This window comes from Mesorhizobium sp. B2-6-4 (assembly GCF_006441495.1).
Lineage (GTDB): Bacteria > Pseudomonadota > Alphaproteobacteria > Rhizobiales > Rhizobiaceae > Mesorhizobium.
This window is the reverse complement of the sequence record NZ_VFUE01000002.1, coordinates 387,050-403,095: the sequence shown is the minus strand read 5'-3', so window position 1 is coordinate 403,095 and position 16,046 is coordinate 387,050. Positions and strand designations below refer to the sequence as shown.

General features: G+C 65.5%; 14 protein-coding genes. 12 read left to right on the top strand and 2 right to left on the bottom strand.

The genetic code is table 11. The features are described from left to right. Positions 1 to 49 precede the first annotated feature (49 nt). The 6 genes from FJ426_RS04390 (at position 50) to FJ426_RS04365 (ending at position 6,415) form a co-directional block, all read left to right on the top strand. Complete coding sequence (locus FJ426_RS04390) at positions 50 to 1,489, top strand: hypothetical protein (RefSeq protein WP_140559041.1); 1,440 nt, start codon at positions 50 to 52, stop codon at positions 1,487 to 1,489. 156 nt (positions 1,490 to 1,645) lie between these two features. After that, entirely contained in the window at positions 1,646 to 2,950 is a 1,305-nt protein-coding gene (locus tag FJ426_RS04385) for an ABC transporter substrate-binding protein (protein ID WP_140514345.1), read from the top strand. A 183-nt stretch (positions 2,951 to 3,133) separates the two neighbouring features. Next, a complete protein-coding gene (locus FJ426_RS04380) occupies positions 3,134 to 4,015 on the top strand; it encodes a branched-chain amino acid ABC transporter permease (protein ID WP_140554619.1) in 882 nt (293 codons plus the stop codon). After that, positions 4,012 to 4,974: a branched-chain amino acid ABC transporter permease gene (locus tag FJ426_RS04375; RefSeq protein ID WP_140559043.1), complete on the top strand. Its 963-nt coding sequence runs from the start codon at positions 4,012 to 4,014 to the stop codon at positions 4,972 to 4,974. Before FJ426_RS04380 ends, FJ426_RS04375 begins: the two co-directional genes overlap by 4 nt. After that, entirely contained in the window at positions 4,971 to 5,696 is a 726-nt protein-coding gene (locus tag FJ426_RS04370; protein WP_140559046.1) for an ABC transporter ATP-binding protein, read from the top strand. Before FJ426_RS04375 ends, FJ426_RS04370 begins: the two co-directional genes overlap by 4 nt. Further along, positions 5,693 to 6,415, top strand: coding sequence for an ABC transporter ATP-binding protein (locus FJ426_RS04365; protein ID WP_140514341.1), 723 nt, complete (start codon positions 5,693 to 5,695; stop codon positions 6,413 to 6,415). The genes FJ426_RS04370 and FJ426_RS04365 overlap by 4 nt, the downstream gene beginning before the upstream one ends. Before the next feature lie 53 nt (positions 6,416 to 6,468). Here FJ426_RS04365 and FJ426_RS04360 read toward each other — a convergent pair whose 3' ends face one another. Further along, a complete protein-coding gene (locus tag FJ426_RS04360) occupies positions 6,469 to 7,878 on the bottom strand; it encodes a sodium:proton antiporter (protein ID WP_140559048.1) in 1,410 nt (469 codons plus the stop codon). Positions 7,879 to 7,927: 49 nt separating this feature from the next. Continuing rightward, positions 7,928 to 8,542 (bottom strand): bifunctional nicotinamidase/pyrazinamidase, encoded by a 615-nt coding sequence (gene pncA / locus FJ426_RS04355; RefSeq protein ID WP_140491392.1) that lies wholly within the window; start codon positions 8,540 to 8,542, stop codon positions 7,928 to 7,930. 332 nt (positions 8,543 to 8,874) lie between these two features. Between pncA and FJ426_RS04350 the strand changes: the two genes are divergently transcribed. The 6 genes from FJ426_RS04350 to FJ426_RS04325 are packed head-to-tail and all read left to right on the top strand — an operon-like array spanning position 8,875 to position 16,020. After that, complete coding sequence (locus tag FJ426_RS04350) at positions 8,875 to 9,735, top strand: xanthine dehydrogenase family protein subunit M (protein ID WP_140824743.1); 861 nt, start codon at positions 8,875 to 8,877, stop codon at positions 9,733 to 9,735. Further along, positions 9,732 to 12,563 carry a molybdopterin-dependent oxidoreductase gene (locus tag FJ426_RS04345; RefSeq protein WP_140559053.1) on the top strand — a complete coding sequence of 944 codons (2,832 nt, stop codon included), beginning with the start codon at positions 9,732 to 9,734 and terminating at the stop codon, positions 12,561 to 12,563. Before FJ426_RS04350 ends, FJ426_RS04345 begins: the two co-directional genes overlap by 4 nt. Further along, positions 12,560 to 14,101, top strand: coding sequence for a 6-hydroxynicotinate reductase (locus FJ426_RS04340; RefSeq protein WP_140559055.1), 1,542 nt, complete (start codon positions 12,560 to 12,562; stop codon positions 14,099 to 14,101). Before FJ426_RS04345 ends, FJ426_RS04340 begins: the two co-directional genes overlap by 4 nt. A 2-nt stretch (positions 14,102 to 14,103) precedes the next feature. Further along, entirely contained in the window at positions 14,104 to 14,985 is an 882-nt protein-coding gene (locus FJ426_RS04335; RefSeq protein WP_140559288.1) for a UPF0280 family protein, read from the top strand. After that, the gene (locus FJ426_RS04330) at positions 14,978 to 15,562 is read left to right on the top strand and encodes an amino acid synthesis family protein (protein WP_140559057.1); all 585 of its coding nucleotides are present in this window, start codon (positions 14,978 to 14,980) and stop codon (positions 15,560 to 15,562) included. Before FJ426_RS04335 ends, FJ426_RS04330 begins: the two co-directional genes overlap by 8 nt. Next, positions 15,559 to 16,020, top strand: a complete 462-nt coding sequence (locus tag FJ426_RS04325) for a MarR family transcriptional regulator (RefSeq protein ID WP_140493433.1) — start codon at positions 15,559 to 15,561, stop codon at positions 16,018 to 16,020. The genes FJ426_RS04330 and FJ426_RS04325 overlap by 4 nt, the downstream gene beginning before the upstream one ends. Positions 16,021 to 16,046: the final 26 nt, after the last annotated feature.

The following is a 16,046-nucleotide window of genomic DNA, read 5'->3' as shown; positions in this document are numbered from 1 at the left end:
AAGGGAAGCGCCGACAGAGAAACCGCCAATCTCCCCCCTTGAGGGGGAGATGTCCGGCAGGACAGAGGGGGGCGCCGTAGAGTGCCGTCGTCGGTCATTAGCATTTTTGCCTATCGCTCTATTGCTCCTCTCACCCACCCCAGCCTTCGCCCACGCCTCGGACCGCGGCCACGTCCTGCTCCTGCCGACCGGCTATTACCTGATCGGCGGCGCTTTCGCCGTGGCCGCAAGCTTCCTCGTGCTGGCGCTGCTGCCGGCGCATCGGCTCGATCGTTTCTGGCGGCGGCGCCTGCCACTGTTCACACTGGGTGATGATGCCCGCACCGCTGCCAGCCTGATATCCTTTGCCGGCTTTGCATGTCTCATTGCCGCGGGTTTTCTCGGCAGCCGCGATCCGCTCTCCAACCCGCTGCCTCTGGTGATCTGGACACTGCTGTGGGCCGGCTTCACGCTGCTGCAAGGTTTCCTCGGCGACCTCTGGTCCTGGCTCAATCCCTGGTACGGGCCGGTGCGTCTCCTGTCTCGCCTGGTCGGCAGAGGCGATGAAGCGGCAAGGCGCCTTCCATCATGGCTCGGATACTGGCTGGCTGTTATCCTGTTCTTCGCTTTTGCCTGGTTCGAGCTCATCGATCCGGCGCCCGACGATCCGACACGGCTGGCCCGGGCCGCCGGCCTCTACTGGTTGTTCACCTTGCTGGCGATGCTGTCGTTCGGTTATGGGGCGTGGGCCCGCAGCGGCGAGTTCCTTACCGTCTTCTTCTCAATGGTGGCACGCTTCGCGCCGCTCGTGCGCGACGAGCGCGGCCGGCTTGCGCTATGCTGGCCGGGCGCCAAGCTGCTGACCGCCGCGCCTTTGCCGGCAAGCGGCGTGGCCTTCCTGCTGCTCGCCCTGTCCTCGGTTTCCTATGACGGCCTGTCGAAGACCTTCTTCTGGCTGGGCCTGTTCGGCATCAATCCGCTTGAATTCCCCGGCCGCACGGCGGTGATCGGCAGCGGCAGTTTTGGCCTCGTCCTGACATTCATGCTGCTTGCGGCGGTCTTCCTGCTTGCCGTGGTCGTCGGCCAGAAGCTCGCCGGCGACGGCCACAGGCTTGGCGAGGCGACGGGGCTGCTGGTCTGGTCGATCGTGCCGATCGCGCTCGCCTACCACATCGCGCATTACCTGACGGCGCTGCTGGTCGACGGCCAGTATGCGCTTGCGGCACTGTCCGATCCGTTTGCGCTCGGCTGGAACCTTTTCGGCACCGCCGACATGCAGATCGAAGCCGGCATCATCGCCGGCGCGGGCTCGGCATGGTGGCTGTGGAACATCCAGGCCGGTGCCATCATTCTCGGTCATCTGCTTGCCGTGCTCGTCGCCCACGGCTTCGCCGCACGCCTGCATCCGGTTCCCGCCCGCGCCGCGCTCAGCCAGTTTCCGCTCACCTTGCTGATGATCGCCTACACCGTCTTCGGCCTCTGGCTGCTCGCCACGCCGACCGTTGGCTAGACGCGGTGGAAATAAACCGGGATCCCCCTGGGGAAACGGCATTGCCGTGTCCGGACTTTGGTGATTTAGTTTGTACACATGCAATTTCGGCCGTCCGCAGGACGCGGTCTGCTACGTTCCAGCCATTGGTCAAAACTCAAAAACAGGGGAACTGCCGTGACTGACAAGAATGGGTTTTTCGATCTCTCCAAGGCCGGTCTCACCCGCCGCACCGCGCTGAAGGGTCTGGCCGCCGGCGCCGGCCTGGCGGTCGCGCCCGGTTTCGTCCGCTACTCCCAGGCGCAAAGCTCCGCCCCGATCAAGATTGGCTTCCAGTCGCACCGAACCGGCATCGGCGCCGCCTATGGCCGCTGGTACGAGAAGACCACGGCCGCGGCGGTCAAGGCGATCAACGCGGCCGGCGGCATCAATGGCCGGCCGGTCGAGGTCATCATCGAGGATGACGGCACCGATCCCGGCCGCGGTGCCGAGGTGGTCGGCAAGTTCGCCACCCAGCACAAGACCGACATCGTCTTCGGCACCTTGTTCTCGCATGTCGTCATCGGCTCGGCACCCGCCGCCGGCGAAGCCAAGATGCCCTATTTCGTCGTCAGCGAAGGCCACCATGTCGCCTCGACCAAGCTCAACCGCTATGTCTTCCAGCCCGGCATCACCGACGTAAAGAGCCAGATCCAGTCGATGGCGCCGTGGATCGCGGCCAATGCCGGCAAGAAGGTGACACAGATCTTCCCCGATTTTGCTTTCGGCTACGACCACCGCGACTACCTCCCGCCGGCGTTGAAGGCGCAGGGCGCAGAGGTCATCGCGCAAATCGCCATTCCGCCGACGGAGAGCTCCTTCACCAAATACTTCCCGCAGATCCCTGCCGAGACCGAGGTGATCTACCACGTCATGGTCGGCCCGGCGGTGCTCACCTTCGTCAAGGAGCTTGGCGAGTTCTACGGCTCCAACCGGCCGCAGCTGTTCGGCTTCATCGATTCGCTCGAAGCCGTCGACATCAACAGCCCCGGGCTCGAATTCCTGGACGGCAGTCATTTCTGGGAAGGCTCGCCGCGTTATGCCCAGGCGGACGATTCCGAGGCGCAGAAGACCTATCGCGCCGCCGTCGGCATCGACGACAATGGCGCGGCCGTCGGCGACCCCAAGGATGTCTCCACCGCCGCGCACATGTTCGGCTGCTGGGAGACGCTCTACGTCGTCAAGAAAGCGATGGAAGACGCCGGCTACAAGGGCCCGGAAGACCGCGCCAAGCTGGTCGAGGCGACCGAGGCGCTGACCGAATTCGCCGAAGGTCCGGAGCATCCGCAGGGGCCAAAAACCTTCAACGGCAAGATCCACCAGTGCTTCGGCATCCAGAACATCTCCAAGGTCGACGGCGGCAAGCTCAAGGTGGTGCACAAGACCAAGATCGAGGACGGGCTTTACGAGGCCGAGGGGGATTATACGACGCAGGCGTTATAGGCCGGCTCAACAGCAAGCGTGAGCGCCAAGCCACCCCCCTCTGTCCTGCCGGACCCGGCCCTTCGCTGTCGCTCCGGGCGTTCGTCGTTCGGAAAGCCAAGCAATTGGCTTTCCGTCCGCTGCGCGGACCGCTTCTCACCCCTCTCAAGGGGCGCGATTGCGCTATCGGTGAGTGCCTAACCCATGCATTTCGGACCCCACCTCCTCCTTGCCGCCCTCGAAGGGCTCGTCACATCCGCCGTGCTGGCGCTGACCGCGCTCGGCCTGTCGCTGGTGTTCGGCGTGATGCGCGTGGTCAACGTCGCGCATGGCGAGTTCTTCATGCTGGGCGCCGTGCTCGCCTGGGCGATCACGACTGCGATCGGAGGCCATCCGGCGCTCGGGTTCCTGGCGGCACTTATCATCGCACCGCTGGTCGTCGGCGCCCTTGCACTGGTGGCCGAGCGGCTGGTGCTGCGCCGGCTGAACTACAATCCGGAAGCCACCATCGTCGCCACCATCGGCATGCTCTACATTATCCAGCAGCTGGCGCTGACCTTCTATGGTCCGGAAGCGCGCCCGGTAGAGCCGCCCTTCAGCTATCGCATCCTTCTGCCGTGGTTCGGCTATTCGGGCTACAAGCTGTCGATCATCGCGGCATCCGTCCTTCTGCTCGTCGTGACATGGCTGGTGCTGACGCGCACCAGGGTCGGCCTCGTCATGCGTGCCACGCAGTATGACAGCGAGACGGCACAGGCCTTCGGCATCCCTGTCGATCGTGTCTATGGCGGCGTCTTCGCGCTCGGCGCCATGCTCGCGGCCATTGCGGCGGTGCTGATCGTGCCGATCAGCCAGGCGCATTATCTGATGGGGCAGGACCCGCTGCTGCTTTCCTTCATCGTCGTCATCATCGGCGGCCTCGGTTCGCTGCGCGGAACCGTCATCGCCGCCGTGCTGATCGGCCTGTCCGACGGTATCATCTCGATGTTCTTCTCGCCGACGCTGGCCAAGATCATCGCCACGCTGCTGGTCGCCATGGTGCTGGTGTTCCGGCCGCAGGGCCTGTTCGGGACGACGACGCGATGAGCGAGACCTCGCCGGCAAAAGCCTATGGCTTGCATCTCGGCGTCATTGCGCTGCTTTTTGTCCTGAGCTTCGTGCTGCCGGATTATCATCACGGCCTCGTCGCTCGTATCATGGTGCTGGCGGTCTTCGCCATGGGCTACAACATGCTGTTCGGCTATGTCGGACTGCTCAGTCTCGGGCATGCCATGTTCTTTGCCGCCGGCCTCTACGGCGCCGGCCTCGCCGTCATCCAGCTTGGTTGGAGCGTACCGGCGGCTTTGTTGAGCGGCATCGCGTGCGGGGCGGTGCTGGCACTGGTGATCGGGCTCTTGGCGCTGCGTACCACGGGCGTCGCCTTCATGATCGTCACCATGATGTTCGCGCAGGTCTTTTATCTCCTCATCCTCTATTTTGCCGCGTGGACCGGCGGCGACCAGGGCATGGTGGTGCCGCAGCCGGCACGCGTCCTGAATTTCGGCGCGACATCGCTCGATCTCACCAATCCGACGGTGCGCTACATGAGCGCGCTGGCGCTGTTCTCGCTCGTGCTTCTGGTCACGCTGGCCGTCGTCCGCTCCCGATGCGGCCGCGTGCTGGTCGCCATCCGCGAGAACGAGGAACGGACGAAAATGCTGGGGTACGACACCTTCTCCAACAAGCTCGCCGCCGTGGTCGTCTCCGGCGCCATCTGCGCGGCGTCGGGCGCTGCCTATGCGCTGCTGTTCGGCTATGTCGGCTCGAGCTTCGCCTCGGTACAGTACTCGATCCTGCCGCTGCTGTGGGTGCTGCTCGGCGGCGCCGCCACCACGCTCGGACCGCTGATCGGCACGCTGTTCATGTACTATGTCATCGACGTCACCAGCGGCTTCACCTCCGCCTACCTGTTGATCGTCGGCGTCGCGTTGATCCTGCTGGTGCTGTTCTTCCCGAAAGGCATTCTGGGCGGCATCCGGCAGCGCTGGCTCGGATGGCTGCCATGACGCCGCTTCTGACCACCAAAGGCCTGTCGCGCAATTTCGGCGGCCTGCGCGCCGTCGACAGCGTCGATTTCACCTTGGTGCCGGGCGAAATCCGCGCCGTCATCGGCCCCAACGGTGCCGGGAAGACCACTTTCGTCAGCCTGATCAGCGGCCGAATCCCGCCCTCGTCCGGATCGATCGTTTTCGACGGCTCCGACATCACCGGCCTGCCGGCCTATGTCAGGGTCCGCCAAGGCATTGCCTACACGTTCCAGATCACCAGCATCTATGCCAACCTGTCCGTTTACGCCAACGCCGCGCTGCCAGTGCAACTGACGCTACGGCATGGCCACTCCAAGAGCGCGATACAGGCCGCTGTCATGTCGGCGCTCGCACGCACTGGGCTGGCCGACCGCGCCCATATGCCGGCCGGTCAATTGTCCTATGGCCACCAGCGCCTGCTGGAGGTGGCGATGGGCCTGGCGCTGAAGCCGCGCCTGCTGATCCTCGACGAGCCGACGCAGGGGCTCGCCGACAGCGAGATCGACAATTTCATCGCCCTGGTGCGCGAGATCGCCAGCGACGCCACCGTGCTCCTGATCGAGCACAACATGCCTGTCGTCATGCAGCTTGCCGACCGCATCACCGTTTTCAACGCCGGCAAGATCCTGGCAGAGGGCACGCCGGAGGCGATCCGCGAAAATGCGGCGGTGCAGGAAGCCTATCTGGGGACCGCCCCATGACCGAGACGAGCAAGACGCAAGCGTTGCGGATCGCGGGACTGGACTGCTTCTATGGCGAGATCCAGGTGCTCTATGGGCTCGACCTGGTGCTGAACAAGGGCGAGGTGCTGTGCCTGTTCGGCCGCAACGGCGCCGGCAAGACGACGACGCTGAAAGCCATCATGGGACTGGTCCGGGCGAGTGCCGGTTCGATCAGCCTCGCAGGCCAGGAATTGACCGGCCTGGCCGCCCACGAGGTGCCCAAAGCCGGCATTGCCTATGTGCCGCAAGGCAGGCGGCTGTTCGCCGAAATGACGGTGGCGGAGAACATCGAGATCGGGCTGATGGCGCGCGGCAAGGGGAAGGCCGTGCGCGAAAACGTGCTCAACCTGTTCCCGCTGCTGCGCCAGCGGCTCAGGCAGCGCTCGGGCACCTTGTCGGGCGGCGAGCAGCAGATGCTGGCCATGGCACGCGCGCTCTGCCTGGAACCGCAGGTGCTACTGCTCGACGAGCCGACCGAAGGGCTGATGCCGTCGATGATCGCAAAAATCCGCGAAACGGTGGCGAAGCTGCGCGAACTGGGCGTTTCCACCATCCTGGTGGAGCAGCGGGTCGACGCCGTGCTGTCGGTAGCCGACCGCGTCGCCTTCATCGAGAACGGCCGCAACCGCGAGACGGTCGATGTCGAGGCGTTGCGCGCCGACCCGTCGGCGGTCAGGCGCTATGTCGGCGTAGGCTGAGCACTATCTCCCTAGTAGCCGTTCCGCGTCAACCGCTTGGCGCCATCGTGGGCTTATCCAAAGAACAAAAACCCGGCGATCAAAAACGTCGGGATCAGCACCGCGCCCGACCATGCCATGTAGCCGAAAAAACCCGGCATGTTCACGCCGCGGTGCCGGGCAATGGCGTAGACCATGAAGTTCGGCGCGTTGCCGATATAGGTGTTGGCGCCCATGAACACCGCACCCGCCGAGATCGCCGCCAAGGTCGAAGCGAGCTCCGTCATCAGATGCCGGGGAGCGCCGCCGGCCAGCTCGAAGAACACCAGGTAGGTCGGAGCGTTATCCAGGAAGGACGACAGCGCTCCGGTCAGCCAGAAATAGGCGAGATCGTTGGGCATGCCTTGCGCTGACGTGACGAGCGCGACCAGCGGCGCCAGCGCGCCTTCGTGGCCGGCCCTCAGGATGGCGACGACGGGCACGATGCAGACGAAGATGCCGGCGAACAGTTTCGCCACTTCCGCGATCGGCCCCCAGTTGAAACCGTTCGCCTGCCGATACTCCTTGCGCGAGACGGCCAGCGAAACGAAGGCAAGCGCCAGGATGACGACATCGCGCACAAGGTTCTGCAACTCGAGGTCCACCCCCTGAATGGAAAGACCGATGCCGGGCTTCCATGTGGCCGAAAGCAGGATCGCGCCGATCACGCCGGCCAGCAGCGGCAGGTTGGGCAGGCCGCGGATGCGCACTTTCGTGTCCGGCGTCGGGTCCTTGATCTTTGGCGCGCCCATTTCGCGGCGATGCAGCGTGGTGTCGATCGCCAGGAAGACGGCGAGCACGACGACGCTGACGAACAGGGTCTCGCGCCAGAGGTTGGCGGTGGTCCAGAAGAAATCGACGCCGCGCAGGAAGCCGACGAACAGCGGCGGGTCGCCGAGCGGCGTCAGCGAACCGCCGATGTTGGACACCAGGAAGATGAAGAAGATGATGACATGGGCGTTGAACGGCCGGTTGTCATTGGCGCGGATGAGCGGCCGGATAAGGATCATCGAGGCGCCGGTAGTGCCGATGACGGAAGCGAGCAGGGCGCCGATGAGCAGCAGCCCGGCATTGACCAATGGCGTGCCGTGGATGTTGCCGGCCACGAGAATGCCGCCCGAAATGGTGAACAGCGCGAACAGGAGAATGATGAACGACATGTATTCGGTGAGCAGCGCATGCAGCACCGCTTCCGTCGCCACCGTCGTGCCGAAGGCCGATGCGAGCGGCACCACCACGAGAGCCGCCCAAAATGCAGCAATCTTGCCGTAATGATGCTCCCAGACATGGTTGAAAAGCAGCGGTCCCGTGGCGATCGACAGCAACAGCCCGGCAAAGGGCAGTGCCCACCACAGCGACATCGTCCGGCCTGGCAGGCCGTGCTCTTCCGCGGCGAAGGCCGTTCCCGGCAACAGCATCGCGACAGCCACCACGGCGCTTGCCATCAAAGCCGTCGCTACCGGTATGAACCCCCTCTTTTCCCCCACGATGCGATTAGTCCGCCGCGTGGTCTTCGAGCGTCACGCCTGCTTGGCGCATCCTCGCCAGCATCGTCTCGACCGAACCGTTGAGGTCGATCCCGCGGCAGGCATCGAGCCTGACAGTGGTCCTGAACCCCTGCTTGACCGCGTCGAGCGCCGAGAAGGCGACGCAGAAATCGGTCGCCAGGCCGACCAGGGTCAGACTGTCGATGCCGCGCTCCCTGAGATAGCCGGCAAGGCCGGTCGGCGTCGTGTGGTCGTTCTCGAAGAAGGCCGAATAGCTGTCGATATCAGGCCGAAATCCCTTGCGGATGACGAGCTCGGCCTTGGTCCAGGCAAGACCCGAGTGAAAATCCGAGCCGAGGCTGCCCTGGATACAATGGTCAGGCCACAATGTCTGCTGGCCGTAGGGCATCTCGATGGTTTCAAAAGGCTGGGCGCCTGGATGGCTTGAGGCAAAGCTCGAATGGCCGGCTGGATGCCAGTCCTGCGTCAGCACGACATGATCGGTTCGCCGGATCAGGTCGTTGACCAGCGGCACGATCTCGTCGCCGCCGGTCACAGCCAACGCGCCGCCAGGGCAAAAGTCGTTCTGCAGGTCGATGACGACAAGCGCTTCTTCGGCCATGGGGTTCCTTCCTGTCGGTATCGGGCGCGGGCTCCCAAGGGGATCCCGGCGAAAGAAAGCCGCTGGCGCGACCGGAGGGAGAAACTTGACCAGATGGCGGGCCGCGTCAACCATTAGAGCGCCGGGCGCAACCCCGAACGCGCAAAGGGCGCCCCAGCACCTAGATTTTGCGGAGAACAAATGCGTGGCGGCGGCAGCCGTGCGGGTGCTGCGCAAACTCCGGCTTTGACAATTTCCGCCGACTTGATATCATTTGCATACGAATGAATTTAAGCCGGGCCCGGACGCCGGCAAGTTCCCTCGGAAAGGCCCTTTTTCTGGGAAGGCAAAGCGTGATCCGTTACGCGAAACCCACCACGGTCGACGAGGCGCTCGCCCTGCTTGGCGAAGCTTCGTGGCGCATCCTTGCCGGCGGCACCGACTTCTACCCGGCGCAAGGCAACAAGCCTTTCCGCGACAATGTGCTCGACATCAACGGGCTGGCCGCGCTGCGCGGCATTGCGGAAACGGAAACGCACTGGCAGATCGGGGCGCGCACCAGCTGGACCGATATCGTTCGCCATCCCTTGCCGCCGGCCTTCGATGCGCTGAAAGCGGCCGCGCGGGAGGTCGGGTCCGTTCAGATCCAGAATGTCGCCTCGATCGCCGGCAATCTCTGCAACGCTTCGCCGGCCGCGGATGGCGTGCCGGCGCTGCTGGTGCTCGACGCCGAGATAGAACTGCGCTCGGCGCAAGCGGTGCGCCACCTGCCGCTCCGGGAATTCATCCTCGGCAATCGCCGCACGGACCTGCGGCCCGGCGAGATGGTAACCGCCATCCGCGTGCCGAAAGCGGCCTGCGCGGGTATGTCGGCTTTCGTCAAGCTCGGCGCGCGGCGCTATCTCGTCATCTCGATCGCCATGGTGGGGGCACGCCTGGTCGTGCAGGACGGCATCGTCGAGCAAGCGGCGGTCGCCGTCGGTTCCTGCTCGGCTGTTGCAAAGCGGCTCGGCGGGGTCGAGGCGGCCCTGCGCGGACTGGCGGCGGATCATGGGCTGGCCACAGCGGTCCTCGCCGCGCCGATGGAAGAGCTGTCGCCGATCGGCGACGTGCGCGGCAGCGCCGAATACCGGCAGGACGCGGCGCGCGAAATCGTTGTCCGCGCCGTGCTTGCGGCGGCGGGGCCGATGAGCGGTGACAGGGTGGCGGCATGAACAAAGCTCAGCCTCACATCAGCCAGGCTCGACCCGGCGGGGCCCTATCCGGCAGTGATGCAGTTGGCCTGGCACGCGCGGAGATCACCTTCGCGGTCAACGGCGCCGCCGTCTCGGTCAACGTGCCGCCGCTGCGCCGGCTGTCTGCGGTGCTGCGCGATGAATTGCTGCTGACCGGGACCAAGGTCGGCTGCGACGCCGGCGACTGCGGCGCCTGCACGGTGCTGGTCGATGGCGATCCGGTCTGCGCCTGCCTGATGCCTGCGGCGTCGGCCGCCGGAGCGTCGGTAACGACGGTCGAAGGGCTCGCCAATGGCCGGCTGTCGGCACTACAGGCCTCCTTCCTGGCGCATGGTGCGGCGCAGTGCGGCATCTGCACGCCGGGCCTGCTGGTGGCGGCGACGGCCCTGCTGGACAAGAAAGCCAGGCCGAGCGAGATCGAAGTGCAGGACGCGCTTGGTGGTGTCCTCTGCCGTTGCACCGGGTACCGGAAGATCGTCGCTGCTGTGATGGATGCCTCCGCCCAGGCTGCAAGCCTGGATTTCCGTCTGCCTCGGTCCGGTCACGCCATTGGCTCCTCCCCGATCCGGCTCGACGGCGTGCCGAAGGTGACCGGCGGTGAGAAATTCGGCGGCGATTCGTTCCCGGCCGATGCGCTGGCGGTGCTGGTAATCCGCTCGCCGCACTACCATGCCAGCTTCGCCTTCGGCGACCTCGACGGCTGGGCAAAAGCTCGTCCCGGCATCGCCGGCGTCTTCACGGCGGCCGATATCCCGGGAAAGAACTGTTTCGGCGTCATCGGTCCGTTCGCCGACCAGCCGGCTCTCGCCGAAGGCTTGGCGCGGTTTCGCGGCGAGGCGGTGGCGCTTGTTGCCGGCGAGCGCGAGGCGATGCTCGATCTCGACCTGTCGGATTTCCCGATCCGCTGGACCGAATTGCCACATCTGTTGCAGCCTTGCGAGGCACAGGCCGAAGGAGCGGCGCTGATCCATGTGAACCGCCCGGCCAACCTTCTGACCAAGGGCTTCGTCGAACGCGGCGATCCCGAGACGGCGCTTGCCGATGCCGCTGTCACCGTGACCGGTGCGATCGAGACGTCCTATGTCGAGCATGCCTATATCGAGCCGGAAGCCGGCCATGCCTATATGGATGGCGACACGCTGGTCGTCGTCGCCTGCACGCAGGCGCCCTATATGGACCGCGACGACACGGCGAAGGTGCTGGGCCTGCCCGTCGACAAGGTGCGCATCGTGCCGACCGCGACGGGCGGCGGTTTTGGTTCCAAACTCGACGTGTCCCTGCAACCGCTGGTCGGCCTGGTGGCGATGAGGACCGGGCGGCCGGCGGCGCTTGCCTACACGCGCAATGAATCGATGATGTCGACCACCAAGCGCCACCCGGCGCAGATGAAAGCGACCATCGGCGCCGACGCCGAGGGCCATGTCACGGGCATGATTTTCTCAGGCGATTTCAACACCGGGGCGTACGCGAGCTGGGGACCGACCGTGGCCAACCGCGTGCCGGTGCATGCCTCGGGTCCCTATGCGACCCCGAACTACCGCGCCGAAGGCCGCGCCGTGCATACGCATGGGCCGATTTCCGGCGCTTTCCGCGGCTTCGGCGTGCCGCAAGCGACCATCATGCAGGAGACCTTGTACGACGAGCTGGCCGGCAAGCTCGGCATCGACCGGCTCGACTTCCGCTTGAGAAACTGCCTTCGTAACGGATCCGAAACAGTCACCGGACAGCTTCTGGAGTCGGGAGTCGGCATCGCCGAATGCCTCGATGCCCTGCGTCCGCATTGGGCGCGTGCAGTGGCTGACGCGGATGCCTTCAACGGTGCCAACGTGGATAAAAAGCGCGGCGTCGGCATCGCCTCCTGCTGGTATGGCTGCGGTAACACCTCGCTGCCCAATCCGTCGACCATCCGGGTCGGCATTGCGGCGTCAGGCGAGATCATCCTGCACCAGGGCGCCGTCGACATCGGCCAGGGCTCCAACACCGTCATCACGCAAATCTGCGCCGACGCGCTCGGCCTGCCATTGGAGAATTTCCGGCTCAAGGGCGCCGACACCGCGATCACTCCCGATGCCGGCAAGACCTCGGCCTCGCGCCAGACCTTCGTCACCGGCAAGGCGGCCGAGAAGGCCGGCCGTGCCTTGCGCGATGAGATCCTGCGTTTTGCCAATGTCTCGCAAAAGGCGTCGCTTCAACTCGACGGGCCGACGATTATCATATGCGAGGGCGAAGCGATCCGCCGCGTCCATCTTGGCGCCCTCGAAGCGGATGCAGACGGCTTCGTCTTCCGCGCCGAGGAGACTTACGACCCGCCGACCTTGCCGCTCGACGGCAAAGGGCAGGGCAAGCCCTATGCGGTCTATGGTTACGGCGCGCAGATCGCCGAGCTCGAGGTCGACCTCAAGCTCGGCACGGTCAAGCTGGTCAAGATCACAGCCGCGCACGATGTCGGCAAGGCGATCAACCCTCTGCTGGCCGAGGGCCAGATCGAGGGCGGCATCGCGCAAGGCATCGGCATGGCGCTGATGGAAGAGTATATTCCCGGCCGCACCGAGAATCTGCACGATTATCTCATTCCGACCATCGGCGACGTGCCGCCGATCGAGACGATATTGATCGAGGTGCCAGACCCGGAGGGGCCGTTCGGCGCCAAGGGCCTGGGCGAACATGTGCTGATCCCGACCGCGCCGGCGATCCTCAACGCCATCCGCCATGCGACCGGTATTGCGATCACCAAAGTTCCGGCGACGCCGACTCGCATCCGCGCCGCCATCCGCGCCGCCATCCGCGAGAAGGAGGCATGCCGATGAGCGAGCTTGCCGAACGCTTCGAAACCCATGATCCCGGCGAGAAGCTGGTGGCGGAGAAGATCCGCTGCGATGCCTGCCCTGTCATGTGCTACATATCAGATGGCCGCACCGGCGCTTGCGACCGCTACGGCAATGCCGGCGGCCGGATCGTGCGCATGGACCCGCTGACCATTCTCGATCATACCGCCGAGATCGGCGGCGCGGTCGTGCCCTTCATCGCAGAGGGCGAGGCCTGGGACGGCGAACTGGTCAACACCGGCCGCCGCTTCGTCACGGCGATCGGCGCCGGAACCACCTATCCCGACTACAAGCCGGCGCCCTTCATCGTCAGCCAGCAGGTCGAGGGCGTCGATCTCGTCACCGTCGTGACGGAGGGCATCTTCTCCTATTGCGGCGTCAAGGTGAAGATCGACACCGACCGTCATATCGGACCCGAAACGGCTGTCGTGCGGTCGCAAGGCGAGGCGATCGGTCATGTCACGACAGGCGAATATGGCTCGCAGATGCTGTCGCTGGGCGGCGTGCATCATCTGACCGGCGGCTCCAAGGCCGAAGGCCGCGCCACCTGCGATGCGCTGCTCGATCTGTGCAACCGCAAGCCGGTGGAACTGACCATCGATGGCGGCGCCACCATAACAGTCGAAGCCGGCAAACCGCCCGTCATCGACGGCAAGCAGGAGCACCGCATGCGGGTCGGCTGCGGCTCGGCGACCATCGGCATGTTCGCCACCCAATGGCGCGGGCTGGTCGACGAGGTGGTGGTGGTCGACGACCACATAACCGGCGTCGTCTCGGAGCATCAGGCCGGCAAGGTGCTGGGCTGGCAGGACACGGGGATAAAGATCATCGGCCGCCGCTCGACGCCTGGGCGCTATTTCAAGGTCTCCGAGCCCGGCCTCGGCTGGGGCGGCACCAGCATATCTGACCCGCTGTCGATCCTGGGCGAATGGAATGCCAAGAAGGGCGCGCGGCCCGGCCTGTCGCTGCTGATGGTTTCGACCACCGGCGAGCAGTTCGCCTATTACGAACTCGACGACCAGTTGAAGCCTGTCAAAAAGCCGTTCCCGGAACGGTTGCAAAAGTCGGTCAGGCTGATCGAGGACAATTGCGAACCGGCGCTGTGCACCGTGCTGTTCATCGGCGGCGCCGGCGGTTCGCTGCGCGCCGGCGTCACCGAAAACCCCGTCAACCTGACGCGTTCCGTGCAGGGCCTGACCACTTATGTGACGGTCGGCGGCGCGCCGGTCTATGTCTGGCCGGGCGGCGGCATCACGCTGATGGTGGATGTGACGCGCGTGCCGGAAGGCGCCTTCGGCTATGTGCCTACGCCGGCGCTGGTGGCGCCCATCGAATTCACGCTGCGCCGCGACGACTATATCAGGCTCGGCGGCTACGAAGCCGAGATCCGCAGCGTAGAGGATGTCGTCGCCAAGGGCGGCGAGTATCTGAACGCGCGCCGGGGCGACGGTGCGCCGGCCGGCAACCCATGGCCGCCGCTGGCGCAGTTGCGGCGCGCGCCCGCGAACGGGGCCGGATGACGATGAACGGCCCGCAAGCGCATTGGCTCGGGGACGGCAGGCGGCTGCACCTCAACCACGGGCCGATCGACCTGATCGTCGAGGCCTTTGGGACGCCAGGCGAATGTCGGCGGGCTTGTGAGCAGGCCGTGGCGCGGTTCCAGACCATTCTGCCGGAACTGGTGGAGGAATTGCCCGAGTTGCGCCGGCCGGCCGCGTTGCGCCCGCGCGCCTTCGCCGGCCCGACGGCGCGGCGCATGGAAGCGGCAGTTACCCCATTGGCGGACGACTTCATCACGCCGATGGCAGCCGTCGCCGGTTCGGTAGCCGACGAAATACTTGCCGCTCTGATTGCCGGGCGAAAACTCGATCGCGCCTACGTGAACAATGGCGGCGACAGCGCGCTTCATCTCGGTACCGGCCAGTCGATCACTCTTGCCATTGCCGGCACCGGCCATGGCCTTGCCGACCGCATCGTCATCCGCGCCGAGGACGGCGTGCAAGGCGTGGCCACCAGCGGCTGGCGCGGGCGCTCGTTTTCCCTGGGCATCGCGGACGCCGTCACCGTGCTGGCGAGGACCGGCGCAGAGGCCGATGCCGCGGCGACGCTGATCGCCAATGCCGTCGACTTGGCCCACCATCCCGCTATTCGGCGTGTGCCCGCGCATGATCTGGCACCGGACAACGACCTTGGCGACAGGCTGGTGACGCAGGAGGTCGGGCCGCTTTCTGCCAAAGAGATTGCCACGGCGCTGGACAGCGGACTTGCCGTCGCCGAAGATTTCCGCCGTAGGGGAGTGATCGCCGCATCGGCGCTGTTCCTCGCCGGCCAGACCCGCATCGAGGGCTCAATGGCGCTTGCCGCGCCCGACAAAAGTCCAGGGAAGGAAGTTGCCCATGCCTGAGTTTCCGATCCGCAAGATCGTGGTGCTGACCGAAGAGATCTTTCATGAGGGCGGGCCGGAGGCCAAGGTGCCGCGCCGCCGTGCCGCCGCCATGGCGCTGGTAAAGAACCCGTTCGCCGGGCGCTATGTCGAGGAATTGCAGAGCGCCATGGACGATCTGAAGCCGCTTGGCCTGCTGCTCGCCGACCAGCTGATCGCGGCATTGGGTGGCGACGTGAAGCAGATCGACGGCTATGGCAAAGGCGCCATCGTCGGCATATCGGGCGAACTCGAGCATGGCGCGCTTTGGCATGTGCCGGGCGGCTACGCCATGCGCGAGCGGCTCGGCGACGCCAAGGCGATCGTGCCGTCGGCCAAGAAGGTTGGCGCCTTCGGCTCGCGGCTGGATGTGCCTCTCGGCCACATCAACGCCGCCTATGTGCGCAGCCATTTCGATGCGATGGAAGTCGGCGTCAGCGACGGACCGCGTCCCGACGAGATCCTGTTCTGCCTCGCCATGACCTGCGGTCCGCGCGTGCACAATCGCATGGGCGGCCTGGCCGCCGACGACATCAAGGCATGGGACGGGCTGCGGTGAGCGGCGAGGACAATCTGCTGAAGCTGGTCGAGGTCGAGGAGGCGGACGATCAGGACTACCACCTGCAGGAGCAGGTCGGCTTCATCCTGCGCAAGGCGCATCAGCGCCACGTCTCGATCTTCGCTGCCCATATCGGCGACCTGACGCCACCGCAATTCGCGGCATTGGCCAAGCTGCGCGATGTCGGCGAGACTTCGCAGAACCAGCTCGGCACGCTGATCGCCATGGATGCGGCGACGGTGAAGGGCGTGATCGACCGGCTGAAGGCGCGCGGCCTTGTCGAGCTCTCCAAGCACGAGGGCGACAAGCGGCGGCTGCTGGTCAATTTGACCGCCGAAGGGCGCGAGGCGATCGAACGCCTGATCCCGCTGGCGCGCGAGATTACCGAGGAAACCTTGGCACCGCTCACGGCCAGGGAGATCGCCACCTTCATGAAGCTGCTGGCGAAATTGGCGTAGGCCGGCGACGAGGTCCTTTCCTCTCC

What these genes read in the sequence shown, in the direction of transcription:
- FJ426_RS04390 (WP_140559041.1), top strand. Translation starts at nt 50, where the DNA reads ATGTCCGGCAGGACAGAGGGGGGCGCCGTAGAGTGCCGTCGTCGGTCA.
- FJ426_RS04380 (WP_140554619.1), top strand. Translation starts at nt 3,134, where the DNA reads ATGCATTTCGGACCCCACCTCCTCCTTGCCGCCCTCGAAGGGCTCGTC.
- FJ426_RS04375 (WP_140559043.1), top strand. Translation starts at nt 4,012, where the DNA reads ATGAGCGAGACCTCGCCGGCAAAAGCCTATGGCTTGCATCTCGGCGTC.
- FJ426_RS04370 (WP_140559046.1), top strand. Translation starts at nt 4,971, where the DNA reads ATGACGCCGCTTCTGACCACCAAAGGCCTGTCGCGCAATTTCGGCGGC.
- FJ426_RS04365 (WP_140514341.1), top strand. Translation starts at nt 5,693, where the DNA reads ATGACCGAGACGAGCAAGACGCAAGCGTTGCGGATCGCGGGACTGGAC.
- FJ426_RS04360 (WP_140559048.1), bottom strand. Translation starts at nt 7,878, where the DNA reads ATGGCAAGCGCCGTGGTGGCTGTCGCGATGCTGTTGCCGGGAACGGCC.
- pncA (WP_140491392.1), bottom strand. Translation starts at nt 8,542, where the DNA reads ATGGCCGAAGAAGCGCTTGTCGTCATCGACCTGCAGAACGACTTTTGC.
- FJ426_RS04345 (WP_140559053.1), top strand. Translation starts at nt 9,732, where the DNA reads ATGAACAAAGCTCAGCCTCACATCAGCCAGGCTCGACCCGGCGGGGCC.
- FJ426_RS04340 (WP_140559055.1), top strand. Translation starts at nt 12,560, where the DNA reads ATGAGCGAGCTTGCCGAACGCTTCGAAACCCATGATCCCGGCGAGAAG.
- FJ426_RS04335 (WP_140559288.1), top strand. Translation starts at nt 14,104, where the DNA reads ATGAACGGCCCGCAAGCGCATTGGCTCGGGGACGGCAGGCGGCTGCAC.
- FJ426_RS04330 (WP_140559057.1), top strand. Translation starts at nt 14,978, where the DNA reads ATGCCTGAGTTTCCGATCCGCAAGATCGTGGTGCTGACCGAAGAGATC.